The 15,935-nt window shown below is 75.3% G+C and carries 15 protein-coding genes; 10 read left to right on the top strand and 5 right to left on the bottom strand.

Annotation, left to right across the window (positions count from 1 at the left end; all coding sequences use genetic code 11):
- Positions 1–15: 15 nt before the first annotated feature.
- From MODMU_RS16800 to MODMU_RS16785, 4 genes are read left to right on the top strand one after another with little or no spacing between them, the layout of a single operon-like run.
- Complete coding sequence (locus tag MODMU_RS16800; protein WP_014741515.1) at positions 16–447, top strand: SRPBCC family protein; 432 nt, start codon at positions 16–18, stop codon at positions 445–447.
- A 5-nt stretch (positions 448–452) separates the two neighbouring features.
- The gene (locus MODMU_RS16795) at positions 453–1,598 is read left to right on the top strand and encodes an ArsA family ATPase (protein ID WP_014741514.1); all 1,146 of its coding nucleotides are present in this window, start codon (positions 453–455) and stop codon (positions 1,596–1,598) included.
- The gene (locus tag MODMU_RS16790; protein WP_014741513.1) at positions 1,595–1,963 is read left to right on the top strand and encodes a hypothetical protein; all 369 of its coding nucleotides are present in this window, start codon (positions 1,595–1,597) and stop codon (positions 1,961–1,963) included. The genes MODMU_RS16795 and MODMU_RS16790 overlap by 4 nt, the downstream gene beginning before the upstream one ends.
- Complete coding sequence (locus tag MODMU_RS16785) at positions 1,960–2,961, top strand: ROK family protein (RefSeq protein WP_014741512.1); 1,002 nt, start codon at positions 1,960–1,962, stop codon at positions 2,959–2,961. Before MODMU_RS16790 ends, MODMU_RS16785 begins: the two co-directional genes overlap by 4 nt.
- On the opposite strand, the gene MODMU_RS16780 is transcribed toward MODMU_RS16785, so the two are convergent.
- Positions 2,958–4,187 (bottom strand): ornithine cyclodeaminase, nickel-pincer nucleotide-dependent, encoded by a 1,230-nt coding sequence (locus MODMU_RS16780; RefSeq protein ID WP_014741511.1) that lies wholly within the window; start codon positions 4,185–4,187, stop codon positions 2,958–2,960. The two genes, MODMU_RS16785 and MODMU_RS16780, sit on opposite strands and share 4 nt — an antisense overlap.
- 24 nt (positions 4,188–4,211) lie before the next feature.
- Positions 4,212–4,889 (bottom strand): hypothetical protein, encoded by a 678-nt coding sequence (locus MODMU_RS16775; protein ID WP_014741510.1) that lies wholly within the window; start codon positions 4,887–4,889, stop codon positions 4,212–4,214.
- Positions 4,890–5,079: 190 nt separating this feature from the next.
- Here MODMU_RS16775 and MODMU_RS16770 point away from each other — a divergent pair, with 190 nt between their 5' ends.
- From MODMU_RS16770 to MODMU_RS16760, 3 genes are all read left to right on the top strand, one after another.
- Entirely contained in the window at positions 5,080–5,859 is a 780-nt protein-coding gene (locus tag MODMU_RS16770; protein WP_014741509.1) for a lysophospholipid acyltransferase family protein, read from the top strand.
- 84 nt (positions 5,860–5,943) lie between these two features.
- Complete coding sequence (locus MODMU_RS16765) at positions 5,944–6,459, top strand: hypothetical protein (RefSeq protein WP_014741508.1); 516 nt, start codon at positions 5,944–5,946, stop codon at positions 6,457–6,459.
- Positions 6,456–6,947 carry a polyadenylate-specific 3'-exoribonuclease AS gene (locus tag MODMU_RS16760; protein ID WP_085984752.1) on the top strand — a complete coding sequence of 164 codons (492 nt, stop codon included), beginning with the start codon at positions 6,456–6,458 and terminating at the stop codon, positions 6,945–6,947. Before MODMU_RS16765 ends, MODMU_RS16760 begins: the two co-directional genes overlap by 4 nt.
- Before the next feature lie 42 nt (positions 6,948–6,989).
- On the opposite strand, the gene MODMU_RS16755 is transcribed toward MODMU_RS16760, so the two are convergent.
- A complete protein-coding gene (locus tag MODMU_RS16755; protein ID WP_014741506.1) occupies positions 6,990–9,107 on the bottom strand; it encodes a methyl-accepting chemotaxis protein in 2,118 nt (705 codons plus the stop codon).
- Between the two features lie 219 nt (positions 9,108–9,326).
- Here MODMU_RS16755 and MODMU_RS16750 point away from each other — a divergent pair, with 219 nt between their 5' ends.
- From MODMU_RS16750 to MODMU_RS16740, 3 genes are all read left to right on the top strand, one after another.
- The gene (locus tag MODMU_RS16750) at positions 9,327–10,352 is read left to right on the top strand and encodes a 6-phosphofructokinase (RefSeq protein WP_014741505.1); all 1,026 of its coding nucleotides are present in this window, start codon (positions 9,327–9,329) and stop codon (positions 10,350–10,352) included.
- Between the two features lie 79 nt (positions 10,353–10,431).
- Positions 10,432–11,769 (top strand): class II 3-deoxy-7-phosphoheptulonate synthase, encoded by a 1,338-nt coding sequence (locus MODMU_RS16745; RefSeq protein ID WP_014741504.1) that lies wholly within the window; start codon positions 10,432–10,434, stop codon positions 11,767–11,769.
- A complete protein-coding gene (locus MODMU_RS16740) occupies positions 11,769–12,815 on the top strand; it encodes a threonine aldolase family protein (RefSeq protein ID WP_014741503.1) in 1,047 nt (348 codons plus the stop codon). The genes MODMU_RS16745 and MODMU_RS16740 overlap by 1 nt, the downstream gene beginning before the upstream one ends.
- A gap of 122 nt (positions 12,816–12,937) precedes the next feature.
- Here MODMU_RS16740 and MODMU_RS16735 read toward each other — a convergent pair whose 3' ends face one another.
- Together MODMU_RS16735 and pknB are read right to left on the bottom strand one after the other, a co-directional pair.
- The gene (locus tag MODMU_RS16735) at positions 12,938–13,819 is read right to left on the bottom strand and encodes a deoxyribonuclease IV (RefSeq protein ID WP_014741502.1); all 882 of its coding nucleotides are present in this window, start codon (positions 13,817–13,819) and stop codon (positions 12,938–12,940) included.
- Positions 13,820–13,829: 10 nt separating this feature from the next.
- The gene (pknB, locus tag MODMU_RS27170) at positions 13,830–15,845 is read right to left on the bottom strand and encodes a Stk1 family PASTA domain-containing Ser/Thr kinase (RefSeq protein WP_014741501.1); all 2,016 of its coding nucleotides are present in this window, start codon (positions 15,843–15,845) and stop codon (positions 13,830–13,832) included.
- Positions 15,846–15,935 lie beyond the last annotated feature (90 nt).

Raw genomic sequence — 15,935 nt, 5'->3', positions numbered from 1 at the left:
ACTACCCTCCCGCCCATGGCCGACCAGTCCACCCAGTCGATCGTCGTCGACGCGCCCGCGGCCGCGGTCATGGCCGTCATCGCCGACTTCCCCGCCTACCCCACCTGGGTCTCGGCGGCCAAGCAGGTCGAGGTGCTCGAGACCGGACCCGACGGGCGGGCCCGCCGGGTGCACTTCGTGCTCGACGCCGGCGCGGTCAAGGACGACTACGAGCTGGACTACACCTGGGACGGCGACCGCCGCGTCGACTGGACGCTGGTCCGCGGCCAGATGCAGAAGAAGCAGGACGGCTCCTACGTGCTCACCGAGTCCGCCGGCGCCACCACGGTCACCTACACGATCGCCATCGACCTGACGATCCCCATGCTCGGGCTCATCAAGCGCAAGGCGGAGAAGGTCATCCTCGACACCGCGCTCAAGGAGCTCAAGAAGCGCGTCGAGGCCTGAGCCGCGTGCAGATCCTCCTCGTCACCGGGCCCGGCGGCGCCGGCAGCTCGACGGTGGCCGCCGCCACGGCGCTGCGGCTCGCCGCCGACGGCGCCCGCTGCGTGCTGCTCACCCCGCACCCGCCGCGCGTCGACCTCGGCGACGCCGTGCGGGTGGACGTCGTCGGTGCCCAGCCGGCGCTCGAGCAGCTCTGGGCCCGGCACGCAGCCGACCTGGCCGGGGTGGTGCCGGTGCTGACCGTGCCGCCGGCGACCTCCGTCGTCCCGGTTCCCGGGGTGGCGGAGTTCGCACTGCTGGCCGCGCTGGCCGGGCACGCCCGCAGCGGGGACGTCGACGTCGTGGTGCTGGACGCCGGCCCCGCGCCGGCCGCCACCGCCCTGCTCGCGCTGCCCGGTGCGCTGCGCTGGTGGCTCGCGCAGGCCGCGCCCACCCGGCTGCGGGTGCTCGCGACGCTGCGCGCCGCCGCCACGCCGGGCCGCCCGGGGGTGGCCGCCGGGCTGCTCGCCGGTGCCGCCGGCGTGGAGGAGCTGCTGGACGCCGCGCCGCTCACCGACCCGGCCGCGACCGCCGTCCACCTCGTCGTCCCGCCCGCCGCGGACGCCGCGGCGACCGTGCAGGAGACCGCCACCGTGCTGGGCGTCCTCGGCCAGCGGATCGCCTCGGTCACCGTCTCCCGGGTGCTCCCGGCCGGGACGGGGGAGTGGTGGGCGCAGCGCGCGGCCGTGCAGGAGGAGTCGGTGCGCCGGGTCCGGGAGCTCACCGGCCCGGTGCGCGAGGTGGCCGAGCGGGCCCTGGCGCCGACGTCGGTGCCCGACCTGCGCCAGCTGGACGCCGCCGTCCCCGACGTCGTCGTCCCGCCGGTGACCCCGCCGGCCCCGCGGCGGACCGGCGCCGGGTGGGCGCTCGACGTCCCGCTGCCCTTCGTCCGCCGCGGCCAGGTCGAGCTCACCCGCTGGGACGACGACCTGGTGGTCACCGCCGCCGGGGTGCGCCGCTCGCTGCCGCTGGACGCGCTGCTCCGCCGCTGCACCGTCGCCGGGGGCGCGCTGACCGACCCCGGCACGGCCGCCGCGACGCTCGAGGTGCAGTTCACCCCCGACCCGGCCCAGTGGCCGGCCGGCCTGCTCGACGCCCAGGAGAGCCGACGATGACGACACCCGGCCCGGACTGGGTCGAGCAGGCCCGCCGGTTCGCCGCCGGTCTGGCCGCCGAGCACGCAGGAGGGGCCGGCTTCTCCGACCTCCTCGGCGGGTCCACCGGCGCGGCCGAGCGTGCCGCCGAGTGCCGGTCCTGCCCGCTGTGCGCCGGGCTGGCCGCGCTCCGCGGGCACCGGCCGGACCTGCTGGAGGCGCTGGCCGACGTGCTGACCAGCGCCGCGACGGCGCTGCGCAGCACCGCCCGCCCGACCACCGACGGCGGGGCCGCCGCCCCCGCTCCCGACCCCACCGCTCCTCCGGAGGAGACCGTGCCGCACCCGGCCCCCGCGCCCACCGTCCAGCGGATCGACGTCGCGTGACCGCCACCCCGCCCGCCCCGGACGTCGCCCAGCTGCCCGCCATCGGCATCGACATCGGCGGCACCAAGGTCGCCGGCGGCGTCGTCGCCCCGGACGGCACCATCACCGACACCGCCCGCCGGGCCACCCCCGGGAAGTCGGTCAGCGCCACCGAGGACGCCATCGCCGCGGTCGTCGACGAGCTGGCCGAGCGGCACGACGGGCCGCTGGTCGGCGTCGGCGTCGGCGCGGCCGGCTGGTTCGACCGCACCGGCGACACCGTGCTGTTCAGCCCGCACCTGGCCTGGCGGAACCAGTCGCTGCGCAAGGACCTCGCCGACCGGCTGCAGCGCCCGCTCTGGGTGGGCAACGACGCCGACGCCGCCGCCTGGGCGGAGTACCGCTACGGCGCCGCCCGGGGCAGCAGCCTGATGCTGATGATCACGCTGGGCACCGGGATCGGTGGCGGCATCGTCATCGACGGCCGGCTGCAGCGCGGTGCGCACGGCGTCGCGGGCGAGTGGGGCCACATGCGCGTGGTCCCCGACGGCCGGCTCTGCGCCTGCGGGAACCGCGGCTGCTGGGAGCAGTACGCCAGCGGCAACGCCCTCGGGCACACCGCCCGCGAGGTCGCCCAGAGCTCGCCGGCGGCCGCGGCCGACCTGCTGGACCGGGTGGGCGGGGACGCCGCCCGGATCACCGGCGAGGTGGTCGCCCAGGCGGCGGCCGACGGCGACCCGCTGGCCGTCGAGCTGCTCTGCGAGGTCGGCACCTGGCTGGGTCAGGGCATCGCGGACATGGCGGCGATCCTGGACCCCGACGTCGTGGTCATCGGTGGCGGCGTGAGCGTGCTGGGCGAGACGATCCTGGCGCCGGCGCGCGACCGGCTCGAGCGGGCGCTGCCCGGCCGCGGGTTCCGCCCCGGCCCGCGGGTGGTCGTCGCCGAGCTGGGCGCCCAGGCCGGGCTGGTCGGCGCGGCCGACCTCGCCCGCCAGGCCGTCTGCGACGGCGTGGGCTAGGGAGCCAGCTCGCGGGCGAGCTGCTCGAGGAACAGCCCGATGTCGGTGACGATGCCCATCGCCTGGGCGCTGCCGCGGTCGGCGAGCTTGGTGACCGTGGCCGGGTTGATGTCCACGCAGACCAGCGGGATCGACGCCGGCAGCAGGTTCCCGGTGGCGATGGAGTGCAGCATCGTGGCGACCATGATCGCGAAGCCGACGTCGTGCAGCTCGGCGCGCATCGCCCGCTGGCCGTCGATGACGTCGGTGATCACGTCGGGCAGCGGGCCGTCGTCGCGCACCGAGCCGACCAGCACGAACGGCTTGCCCGCCCGCACCAGCGCGTGCATCACCCCGCCGGTGAGGACGCCGGAGTCCACCGCCGCGGCGATCGACCCGGCCGCCCGGACGGTGTTGATCGCCCGGATGTGGTGCTCGTGGCCGTGCGGCACCCCGGAGCCCTTGGCCAGGTCCACGCCCAGCGACGTGCCGAACAGGGCGGACTCGATGTCGTGGGTGGCCAGCGCGTTCCCGGCGAACAGGACGTCGACGTAGCCGGCCTCCACCAGCCGGACCATCGCCGGCGCCGCGCCGGTGTGCACCACCGCCGGGCCGCCGACCCACAGCACCCGCCGGCCCGCGGCCTTGACCTCGCGCATCCGCTCGGCGATCTGCCGGACCAGCAGCGCCTGCGGCTTCTCGCTGCTCACGGTCGAGGACATGAAGCCGAAGTCGTCCTCCTCGCCGCGCGGTGCCTGCGGCGGCAGCTCCACCCGGACTCCGTGGGCGCCGCAGACCACCGCGTCGCCGGCCCGCACGTCGCTGACCGGGACAGTGCGGACGACCGACCCGTCGGACACCACCAGACCGCAGTCCATCTCCGGGTGCTCGACCCGCAGCCAGTCCCGGTCCAGCCGGACCAGGGTCTCCAGGTTGGTGGTCGAGTAGAAGTCCTCGGGGAACACGCCGTCGGCGGGCGCGGGCCGGGTGGTCGCCGTCCCGGGATCGACGGCGTTCGCGCCGTGCACCTGGACGCGCATCAGGATCCGGTCCAGCAGCTCGGTGTCCCCGGCGCTGACCTCGACCAGCGCCCGCGACTCGTCCCCGTGCTGGCGGCCGAGCTCCAGGCTGTCGATCCGGTAGTCCCCGCCGTACTCCAGGACGTCGTCCAGCACCCGGGCCAGGATGCCGGTGTCCATCAGGTGACCGGTCAGCGTGACGACGGCGGAGTGTGGCGCAGAGCTCATCCTGCGGAGGCTAGCGGCCCTCCGCTAGACGACGGCGCCGTCGTCGCCGTCGTCGGAGCGGTCGCGCATCCGGGAGACCAGGACCGCCACCCCGCCGGCGACCGCGGCGACGCCCAGCACCAGGCCGACGTCCAGCGACAGCCCCACCCTGCCGGGCGCGACGATCAGGACGACGCCGACGACGATGAGCACCAGCGCGTACAGCGAGGCGGGGGCGAGGACCGGCAGCGGCGGGGGCGGCGGCGGCTCGTAGTGCTCCTCCGGCGCGTCCAGCACGGCCGGCTCCGCGGGGGGCGGCGGCGGGTCGTCGCGCGGCTCGTCGGAGACCGCGGTGCGGCCGTGCTCGGCCTCGAAGGCGGCCACGATCCGGGCGAACTCCGCGTCGGCGTCGAGGTCCGGGCGCTCCTCGCGGGCCGGCGGGCCGGCCGGCCGCGGCTCGGCGTGCCGGTCGACCAGCGAGCTGGCCTCCACCCGGCGGGCGCGGTCGACGAACAGCCGGTCCGAGGGCGGGCTGGGCAGCGACACGGTGCGGGTGTACGGCTCGACGTCGGTGGCCGGCTCCAGGTAGGCGGCGATCCCCGCGTCCAGCAGGACGTCGAGCAGGTGCTCACCGACCCGGGGGTCGACGTCCCGGACGGGTGACCAGAGGGCGGCGTCCAGGCCGTTGTCCCGGCGCCCCCGGCCGCGGCGGGGGAGCGTCACGCGGGCCCCGCTGCGGTCGCCGTCGCCCGGAGCCCCGGGACCGACCCGACGGCCGGGACCGGCAGCGGCGTGACCTGCGTCATGACGGGTCCTCCGGGGCGTCATCAGGGGGAGCGGGAGGTGCGGGGAGGGCTGCGATTGTCGAGGTGTCCTGCGCCTCTCTAGTCTGACAGTCCCTGAGGGAGGCGCGTTGTTCTACTGGTTCCTCAAGTACGTGGCCGTCGGTCCGGTCGCCAAGCTCGTGTTCCGGCCCCGTGTGGAGGGGATGGGCCACGTGCCGGCGAGGGGCGCGGCCATCATCGCCAGCAACCACCTGTCCGCGGCCGACTGGGTGTTCATGCCGCTGTCGCTGCGCCGCCGGGTCACCTTCCTGGCCAAGGCCGAGTACTTCACCGGCACCGGGCCCAAGGGCGTCGCGCAGCGGGTGTTCTTCGGGGGCAGCGGCCAGGTGCCGATCGACCGGACCAACGCCTCGGCCGCCGAGGACGCCATCCGCACCGGCATCCGCATCCTCACCCAGGGCAAGCTGCTGGGCATCTACCCCGAGGGCACCCGCTCCCCGGACGGCCGCCTGTTCCGCGGCAAGACCGGGATCGCCCGGATGACCCTGGAGACCGGCGCCCCCGTCGTCCCGGTCGCGATGCTGTACGAGCCCCGCCGGGTCCCGCTGCCGGGGGCGCTGGGGCGGCGGTTGGGCAAGCACCTGGTCCGGGTCGTGGTGCGCTTCGGCGAGCCGCTGGACTTCTCCCGCTACGCCGGGCTGTCCGGCGACCGGTTCGTCGAGCGCTCGATCACCGACGAGGTGATGTACGAGATCATGGAGCTCTCCGGCCAGGAGTACGTCGACGTCTACGGCGCCAAGGTCAAGAAGTCGATGGACACCACCGGGGTGAGCGCCACGGAGGCGGTCAGCCGGCTGCAGCCGCCCGCGCACGAGGTGGACCGGCTGCCGGACTCCCTGGCCGGCTGACCCCCTCCGCGCCGGGCGGTCTCGCCAGATCACCCGCGTCCCGGCATCCTCGCGAGGTGTCCCGCCGACGCCGGGGAGTCCTCCGTGGGTGCTGAGTGGCAGGCGTTCCTGCAGGCGCTGACCGTCGTGGCGGTCGTCGCCTCCGCCGTGCTGCTCGCGGTCCTGCAGCTGACCGCCCGCCGGTGGCGCGGCGCGAGCCTGAAGGAGGCCGCCGCCGCGTCCGCCGTCGGGGAGCTGCTCGTCCCGCTGCTGGGCGGCCTGGTCGCGCTCATGCCCGGCGCGTCCTGGCGGATCGGGTTCCTGGTCGCCGGCGGGCTGGTGGTGTGCGGTCTGGTCGCGCACGTGGCCACCTACCTGCGGCACGACGACACCGCGGACACCTTCGACGACCGCCAGGTGCAGTGGGGCCTGCCGCTGTCGGCGGCGGTCTGCCTGTCGCTCCTCGCGTTCGCCTGCAGCACGGCGGACTGGGCGGCCCACGTGGTCGCCGGGCTCAGCGTGGCGCTGGTGTTCTCCGGCACCGCCCGGGCGTGGCTGCTGCTCGCGCACCTGGACCGGGCTGCCGGCGCCTCGGCGCCGCTGCCTACGGTGTCCCGGTGAGTGTGCGGCGCTACTTCTACGACACCGAGTTCATCGAGGACGGCACGACGATCGACCTGGTCTCGATCGGCGTCGTCGACGAGACCGGCCGGGAGTTCTACGCCGTCAGCACCGAGTTCGACCCCGACCGGGCCATCCCCTGGGTGCGCCGCAACGTGCTGGACCAGCTGCCGCCGCCCGCGGACAAGGCGTGGCGCAGCCGGCAGCGGATCAGGGAGGACCTGCTGTCGTTCCTCACCGCGCCCGGGGAGGAGATCGAGCTGTGGGCCTGGTTCGCCGCGTACGACCACGTCGCGCTGGCCCAGCTGTGGGGCCCGATGCCGACGCTGCCGCGGTCGATCCCGCGGTTCACCCGGGAGCTGCGGCAGCGGTGGGAGGACGTCGGCCGGCCGGACTTCCCGCCCAAGCCGCCCGGCACCCACGACGCGCTGGTCGACGCCCGCTACAACCTGGCCCGCTGGAAGCTGATGGAGGCCGCCCGCGGCTGAGCGGAGTGCCAGGGCGCGGAGAACGCGCCCGTGGCACTCCACTCAGACGGTGAAGACGGCGATCAGGCGGGTGAGCTCACCCGACAGGCGGTCCAGCTCCCGGGCGGCGGCGCGTGCGGCGTCGACGTCGGCGGCGGTCCGGTCGGCGTCGGTCGTGACGTCGTCCATCGTCGCGGTGACCGCGGTCGCGCCGTCGGCCACCGAGCTCACGCTGCGGGAGAGCTCGGCCGTCACCGCCGTCTGCTCCTCGACCGCGCTGGCGATGGTGGTCTGGTGGTCGTTCATCTCCCGGATGACCCCCACGATCTGGCTGATCGAGCCGACCGCGGCGCCGGTGTCGGCCTGGATCGACTGCACCCGCTGGTGGATCTCCTCGCTGGCCCGCGACGCCTCCTGGGCGAGCTCCTTGACCTCGGTGGCGACGACCGCGAATCCCTTGCCGGCCTCCCCGGCCCGGGCCGCCTCGATCGTGGCGTTGAGCGCGAGCAGGTTGGTCTGCTCGGCCACCGCGGAGATGACCGCGACCACGTCGCTGATCCGGGCGGAGCTGGTGCCCAGCGCGGCGATCGCGGACTCGGTGCGCCCGGCCAGGTCCACCGCACCCTGACCGACGTGGCTGGCGTCGCCGGCGCTGCGCGCGATCTCCCGGATCGCCGCGCCCATCTCCTCGGCGCCGGCGGCCGCGGAGGTGACCCCGGAGCTGATGTCCGCGGCCGCCTGGTGGGCGTGCCGGGCCTGGTCGCGGCTGCGTGCGGCCCGCTCGCTGAGCCCGTCGGCCACCCGGGCCACGCCGGCGGCCGAGACCGCCAGCGACCCGGCGCTGGCGCCGATGTCGCGGATGGTGCCGGCCACCTTGTCCACGAACCGGTTGAACGCCGTGGCGAGCTCGCCGACCTCGTCGCGCGCGGAGTCGTCCACGCGCTGGGTCAGGTCGCCGCCGCCGTCGGCGATCTCGGCCATCCGGGAGCGCAGCTGCTCCAGCGGTGCGGTGAGCCGGCGGCCGAGCGCCCAGGCGAGCCCGAAGCCGGCGACCGCGACCAGCAGCGCGGCGACGACCAGCGCGGTGGCCATCGCCGAGCGGCCCTCGTCGATCCGGGTGACCGGGCCGGCGAAGTCGCTGTCCCGGGCGTCGACGGCGATGACCCAGTCCCACGGCCGGTAGTAGGCGACCTGGACGGTGTGCGGGCCGGTCGCGGCGTCGCGGTAGCGGATCGTGGCCTGGGCGCCGTCCTCCAGTCCCCGGGCGGCGGCCACGATCTGCTGGACGTAGGCGGTCCCGTCGGCGTCCGTCGCGTCCAGCAGGCTGGTGCCGTCGGTCGAGCCGTCCCGGCTGATGAGCACGGTGCCGGCGCGGTCGCCGGTGGCGCCGAGCACGGAGACGCTGCCGTGCTCGCCGACCGAGGTCTCCTGCACGCTCTGCCGCAGCGTCGGCAGCGACTCCTGCTCGACGCCGACGTAGAGCATGCCGATGACCCGGCCGCCGGCGTCGAACAGCGGCTCGTAGGCGGTCACGTACCAGGAGTCGACGACGAACGCCGTCCCCCGGTAGGTCTGGCCGGCGAGCACGGCGGCGAGGACGGGGTTGGCCGTGCCGTCCGCGGCGACGGCCGGGATGTAGGTGCCGATGGCCCGGCTGCCGGTCGCGCTGACCACGTTGGTGGCGACCCGCAGCATGTCGCCGGCGTCGTCCATCCGCTGGAAGACCGTCGCGGTGCCGCCGACCAGGGACTGCACCTGGTCGACCACGGGGGTGGGCGTCGCGACGTCGGCGTTCTGGCCCAGCCAGGTGTCCCCGACCTGCACGCGGGGGAGCGCGACCGTGGTGACCTCGCCGGTCACCTGGTTCTTCGCGTCCCAGGTCACGGTGTCCCGGGTGGCCGGGCCCAGGCCGAGCCCACCGGACTGCTCGAGCACGTAGCCGGCGACCTGCAGGTCGCTGTCGACCACCGCGGCGGTGGAGTCGCCCTGGGTCGAGACGACGTCGTACACCCCGTCGGCGGTCTGCCGGATGCTGCCGTCGACCATCTCCTCGACCGAGGCCCGGGCGTCGTCGGCGAACCGCCCGCTCTGCCAGGCGCTCACCCCGACCATGGCCGCGCCGGTGACGGCGACGCTGGCCACCGCCAGCGCCACCACCTTGGTCCTGATCCCGCGACGCACCGGTGCTCCTCCGTCTGGCCCCGGCGGGAGGTGTCCCGCCGGGCTGGGCATCGGCAGCCCCGGCGGTCTCCGGTACCGGACCGGCCGGAATGGGACGGGGGTCTCCTCCGCGGCACGGCTGCGTGCCTCCGCGCGCGGGGTCGCGCCCACTGCCGCGCGGGCCGCCGGTGCGGCAACATGTGCCCCCTCACCAGGCACCACGGGCCCTCGGAGGCGCACGTGCGCATCGGCATCCTGACCGGCGGCGGCGACTGCCCCGGCCTGAACGCGGTGATCCGCGCCGTCGTCCGGGCCGGCATCACCGAGTACGGCGACGAGGTGGTCGGCTTCCGGGACGGCTGGCGCGGCGTCCTCGACGGGGACGTCGTGGCGCTGGACGTCGCCGCGACCCGGGGGCTGCTGCCGCGCGGCGGCACGGTGCTCGGCACCTCGCGGACCAACCCCTACGCGGTCGAGGGCGGCCCGGAGCGGCTGCTGGCGACCCTGGAGCGGCTGGACATCGACGCGCTCGTCCCGGTGGGCGGGGAGGACACCCTGGGCGTGGCCAACCGGCTCGCCGCCGCGGGGGTCCGCTGCGTCGGGGTGCCCAAGACCATCGACAACGACCTGGACGCCACCGACTACACGTTCGGCTTCGACACCGCCGTCGGCGTCGCATCGGAGGCGATCGACCGGCTGCACACCACCGGCGACAGCCACCACCGGGCGCTGGTCGTGGAGGTCATGGGCCGGCACGCCGGGTGGATCGCGCTGCACGCCGGCATGTCCGGTGGGGCGACGGTCGTGCTCGTCCCCGAGCGGCCTTTCGACGTCGACGCCGTCGTCAAGCACTGCCAGCACCGGTTCGACTCCGGCTTCAGCCCGATCGTCGTCGTCTCCGAGGGCGCCGTCCCCGCCGACGGGCACCTCACCACGACGAGCGGGCAGCGGGACGCCTTCGGCCACGAGCGGCTGGGCGGCATCGGGGAGGCGCTGGCGCGGGTGATCGAGGAGCGCACCGGCCGGGAGTCGCGGGCGGTGGTGCTCGGGCACGTCCAGCGGGGCGGGACGCCCACGCCCTTCGACCGGGTGCTGGCCACCCGGTTCGGGCTGGCCGCGGTCCGGGCCGTGCACGAGGGCGCGTCGGGGGTGATGGTGGCGCTGCGCGGTACCGACATCGTCCAGGTGCCGCTGGCCGAGGCCATCGCCCAGCTCAAGCTGGTGCCGCTGGAGCGCTACGCCGAGGCGGAGGTCTTCTTCGGCTGATGAAGGACCCCGTCCTCCTCAGCCCTCGCAGGCTCGGGCCGAGCCTCGGGACGGGGCCTGAGCGCCGTAGTCTGGACTCGTGAGCATCACCGAACCTGCTGAGCTGGTCCCGGGCCTGGACCGGTGGCGTGAGCTGCACGCCGCCCAGCAGCCGGAGTGGCCCGACCGGGCCGCGCTGGACGCCGTGCTGTCCACCCTGCAGACCGTGCCGCCGATCGTCGCGCCGGCCGAGGTGGACACGCTGCGCCGACAGCTGGCCGACGTGGCGCAGGGCAAGGCGTTCCTGCTGCAGGGCGGTGACTGCGCGGAGACCTTCGACCTGAACACCGAGCCGCACCTGCAGGCGACCACCCGGACGCTGCTGCAGATGGCCGTCGTCCTCACCTACGGCGCCAGCGTGCCGGTGGTCAAGGTCGGCCGGGTCGCCGGGCAGTACGCCAAGCCGCGCAGCTCGAACACCGACGCGCTGGGCCTGCCCTCCTACCGCGGCGACATGGTCAACTCGCTGGACCCGGTGCTGGCCGACCGCATCCCGGACCCGAACCGGCTGGTGCGGGCCTACGCGAACTCCGCGGCCGCGATGAACATGATCCGGGCCTACGCCCGGGGCGGGCTGGCCGACCTGCACGCCGTGCACGACTGGAACAAGGACTTCGTCTCCACCTCGCCGGCCGGGGTGCGCTACGACGTGATCGCCCGGGAGATCGACCGGGCGCTGGCCTTCATGAAGGCGTGCGGCGTCGACGACTCGGCGCTGCGCGGCGTGGAGCTCTACAGCAGCCACGAGGCGCTGATCCTGGACTACGAGCGGGCGCTGCTGCGGGTGCACGAGGGCCGCGCCTACGCGCTGAGCGCGCACTTCGTCTGGGTCGGCGAGCGCACCCGGCAGATGGACGGCGCGCACATCGAGTTCGCCTCCAAGCTGGCCAACCCGATCGGGGTCAAGATCGGCCCGACCACGACGCCGGAGCAGGCCACCGAGCTGGTCGAGCGGCTCGACCCGGACGGCGTCCCCGGCCGGCTGACGCTGATCAGCCGGATGGGCAACGGGAAGATCCGCGACGTGCTGCCCGGCATCGTGGAGAAGGTCACCGCCAGCGGACACCAGGTCGTGTGGCAGTGCGACCCGATGCACGGCAACACCCACGAGTCGCCGACCGGCTACAAGACCCGGCACTTCGACCGGGTGGTCGACGAGGTGCTCGGCTTCTTCGACGTCCACCGCAGGCTGGGCACCTGGCCCGGCGGCATCCACGTGGAGCTCACCGGCGAGGACGTCACCGAGTGCCTGGGCGGCGCGATGGAGATCAGCGACGCCGACCTCAACAGCCGGTACGAGACCGCCTGCGACCCCCGCCTGAACACCGGCCAGTCCCTCGAGCTGGCCTTCCTCGTCACGGAGATGCTGCGCGGCTGATGTACGGGATCAACACCGACGGCCCTGCTGCCAGCAGCGGCGCCGTCGACCTCCGCTCGGACACCCTCACCCGGCCGACCCCCGCGATGCGGCGGGCCATGGCCGAGGCCGAGGTCGGTGACGACGTCTACCGCGAGGACCCGACGGTCAACGCGCTCGAGGAGCGGGTCGCCGAGCTGTTCGGGCACGAGGCCGCGCTGTTCGTCCCGTCCGGGACCATGGGCAACCAGATCGGCCTGCGGCTGGTCTGCGAGCCCGGCCAGGAGGTGCTCGGGGACGCCGACGCGCACATCCTCACCTACGAGATGGGCGCCGCGGCCGCGCTGTTCGGGTTGTCCTCCCGCACCGTGGTGTCCGCGGGCGGGCGGCTGTCGGCCGACCAGCTCATCGCCCAGGTGCGCCCGCACGGCGACTGGCACCTGACCGCGACGGCCGCGGTCGCCGTGGAGAACTCGCACAACCGCGGCGGTGGGCTGGTGCAGCCCCTCGCCGAGCTGCAGCGGCTGTTCGACTGGTCCCGCGGGGCCGGGGTCAACGTGCACCTGGACGGCGCGCGGGTGTTCAACGCGTCCGTGGCCAGCGGCGTCCCGCTGTCGACGTACGGGCAGCTGGCCGACACCGCGTCGGTCTGCCTGTCCAAGGGGCTGGGCGCACCGATCGGCTCGGTGCTGGTGGCCAGTGCCGAGCGGATCGCCGCCGGCCGGCTGTGGCGCAAGCGCCTCGGCGGCGGGATGCGCCAGGTCGGCGTGCTGGCCGCCGCTGGGCTGCACGCGCTCGACCACCACGTCGAGCGGCTGGCCGAGGACCACGAGCACGCCCGGCTGCTGGCCGAGCGGCTCGGCGTCGACCCGGCCACCGTGGAGACCAACATGGTCGTCGTCCAGGGCGTGCCCGCCCCCGCCGTCGCCGAGGCGGCCAAGGCGCAGGGCGTGCTGGTCGGCCAGGTCAGCGCCGACCGGATCCGGCTGGTCACCCACCTCGACGTCGACCGCGCCGGCATCGAGCACGCCGCCAAGGTCGTCAGCCAGGTCATCGCCGAGCTGTGACATGGCGACCCTCCGGGCCGCACCGCGGCCAGGAGCCGTCCCCGGAGTGAGCTGAGCCGCTGGGCCGGTCCCGGACGGGGAGTCTCCGACCCCCGCGACCGACCCCGGCAGCGCCGGGGAGCTCAGGCGGGGAGCAGGGCGGCGTCGCGCAGGGCGCACAGCAGCGCGATGTCCTTGGCGTGGCCGTCGTCCTGGCTGGGGGTCTCCACCACGACCGGCACCCCGGCGACCTCCGGGTGGGCGAGCAGCTCGGCGAACGGGGCAGTCCCGATCGAGCCGGCGCCGATCGTGGTGTGCCGGTCGCGGGTGGAGCCGCAGGCGTCGAGCGAGTCGTTGGCGTGCACCAGGCCGAGGCGGCCGGCACCCACGGTGGCCACCAGGGCGTCCAGCGTCGCCGTCATCCCGCCCGGCTCGGAGAAGTCGTGCCCGGCGGCCCAGGCGTGGCAGGTGTCGAAGCAGACGCCGACCGCCGGGTGGTCCTCCAGCGCCGCCAGGTACGGGCCGAGGTCCTCGACGGTGGCCGCCAGCGACCGCCCGCCGCCGGCGGTGGGCTCGATGAGCAGCCGGGGTGCGCCCTCGGGGAGCTCGTCGAGCACCGGCAGCAGCTGCTCGTGCAGCTGGGCCAGCGCGGCCTCGTAGCGGTCGGCACCGACGGCCGAGCCGGCGTGCACCACGACACCCCGGACCCCCAGCTGGGTGCCGCGGGCCAGGGTGTGCCGGATGGTGGCGATCGACTGCTCGACGGTCGCCGCGCTCGGCGAGCCGACGTTGACCAGGAACGGCGCGTGGACGAAGGACGGCACGCCGCGCTCGGCGCAGCCGGCGGTGAAGGCGGCGTCCTGGGCCGGGTCCCCGGCGCTGGCCCGCCAGCCCCGCGGGTTGCCGACGAACACCTGGACGGCGCGGGCGCCGACCGCGTCGGTGTAGGCCAGCCCGCCCTTCGCCAGGCCGCCCTTGATCTGGATGTGCGCGCCGACGGGCGTCGCGGTGGTACCGGAGGTCACGAGGAGAGGGTCACCCGAAGCTGATCAGGATGCGGACGGTGCTGCCCTGGTCGACGGTCTCGCCGGCCTTGGGGCTCTGCTGGAAGACGCGGTCACCGGCGATGAAGGACGTCGAGGAGGCCTTGAGCCCGACCGCCTTCAGCGCGGCGGTGGCGTCCTTCTCGGACTTGCCGACGACGTCGGGGACGGTGACCTGCGGGACGCCCTCGGACACGGTGATGGTGACGGTGCTGCCGTAGGGCTGGGCGTCGCCAGGGCCGGGGCTGACGGTCATGACCTGGCCGGTGCCGACCTCCGCGCTGCGCCCGGTGTCCCGCTGCACCACGAAGCCGAGCTGCTCGAGGGTGTCCTGCGCGGCGTCCGGGGCCTGGCCCACCACGTTGGGCACCTTGACCGGCGCCCGGCCGGAGGAGACCACGAGCGTGACCGAGGCGCCGGCCTGCAGCTGCGTGCCGGCCGGCGGGTCGAAGCGGATCACGTTGCCCGCGCCGACGTCCTCGCTGGTCTCCTGGGTCTGCTGGAAGGTCAGCTGGGGGAACTGCTGCTGCAGCTGCGCCTGGACGTCGTCGGCGGGCTGGCCGGTGAACTCGGCGGAGACGGTGAACCGCTCCGGGCCCCTGGAGACGACGATCTCCACGTCGGTGCCGCGGATCGCCTCGCCGCCGCCGGCCGGGTCGGCGGAGATGACCTCGCCCTCGGCCACGGTCTCGCTGAACTGCTCCTCGCCGAAGGCCGGGTCGAGCCCGGCCTCCTGCAGCATGCCGATCGCGGTGTCCTTGTCCTGGCCGACCAGGTCCGGGACGTCGGTCCAGCGGCCCGAGCCCAGCCACCAGCCGATGGCGCCGATGGTGATCGCCAGCAGCAGCACGAGGGCGAGCGCGAAGCGGGCCCGGCGGCGGCGGATGTGCGGGGGCACGCCCGGTCGCGCGGCCGGCCCGCGGGGCGGCAGGCCGGGGCGGGCACTGCCGACGGCGGTGGTCGGGCCGGCACCGGTGCCGGGCAGCACGGTGGTGCCGCGGGCCCGGTCGACCCGGCCGCCGAGCACCTCGGTGCGCGGGGCGCCGCCAGGGGCGCTGGGGTGCCGCGGGCGCGGGGCCGTCGGCCGGTTGGTCGGCCGCAGCGTCTGGGTCGGGTTGTCGGCCGGGCGGCCGGTGGGCACCGGCACCCGGGCCAGGCCCAGGTCGGCGCGCAGGTCGGTGAGCTCGGCGAGGAAGGCCCCGGCGTCCAGCGGCCGGGCCGCCGGGTCGCGCCGGGTCGTGCGGGCGACCAGCTCGTCGACCTGCCACGGCACCCCGGGCGCCTCGGACGACGGGGCCGGGACGTCGTGGTGCACGTGCTGGTAGGCCACGGCCAGCGCGCTGTCCCCGGCGTAGGGCGGGTGGCCGGTGAGCAGCTCGTAGAACATGATCCCGGCGGCGTAGACGTCGCTGCGGGCGTCGCTGCGGCCGCGCTCGAGCTGCTCGGGGGAGAGGTAGGCGACGGTGCCGATCAGCACCCCGCCGGTGTGGCTGGTCTGCCCGGTGCCGGCCACGGCGCGGGCCAGCCCGAAGTCGGCGACCTTGACCTGGCCGTCGGTGGAGATCAGCACGTTCTCCGGCTTGACGTCGCGGTGCGCGATGCCGGCCCGGTGGGCGGCGGTCAGCCCGGCGAGCACCGGCTCCAGGACGGCGAACGCCTCCCCGACGGTGAGCCGGCCGCGGGCCTGCAGCAGGTCGCGCAGCGTGCGGCCGCGGACCAGCTCCATCACCAGGAAGACCAGGCCCTGGTCCGAGCCCTGGTCGCTGACCGACACCACGTTGACGTGGCTGAGCATCGCGGTGGCCCGGGCCTCGCGGGTGAACCGGTCGACGAACGCCGGGTCGTGGGCCAGGTGCTCGGCCATCACCTTCACCGCGACCGTGCGGTCCAGCCGCAGGTCGGTGGCGGCGTAGACGGTCGACATCCCGCCGCGCGCCAGCCGCTCCTCGAGGCGGTAGCGCCCCTCGAGGAGGAGGCCGACCACGGGGTCGGTCACGACGGTGTCCACGAGGGCGAGTCTAGGAGCGGAGAGCAGGCGCCGACCCCTGCAACACGGGCGGCGCGGTCACGGTCTGGACACCTGAGTGCTGGAGTGGCC

The sequence above is a fragment of the Modestobacter italicus genome (genome assembly GCF_000306785.1).
In the GTDB taxonomy this organism is placed as follows: Bacteria; Actinomycetota; Actinomycetes; order Mycobacteriales; family Geodermatophilaceae; genus Modestobacter; species Modestobacter italicus.
This window is presented reverse-complemented; position numbering and strand designations above follow the sequence as displayed.

What these genes read in the sequence shown, in the direction of transcription:
- MODMU_RS16780 (WP_014741511.1), bottom strand. Translation starts at nt 4,187, where the DNA reads ATGAGCTCTGCGCCACACTCCGCCGTCGTCACGCTGACCGGTCACCTG.
- MODMU_RS16790 (WP_014741513.1), top strand. Translation starts at nt 1,595, where the DNA reads ATGACGACACCCGGCCCGGACTGGGTCGAGCAGGCCCGCCGGTTCGCC.
- MODMU_RS16800 (WP_014741515.1), top strand. Translation starts at nt 16, where the DNA reads ATGGCCGACCAGTCCACCCAGTCGATCGTCGTCGACGCGCCCGCGGCC.
- MODMU_RS16740 (WP_014741503.1), top strand. Translation starts at nt 11,769, where the DNA reads ATGTACGGGATCAACACCGACGGCCCTGCTGCCAGCAGCGGCGCCGTC.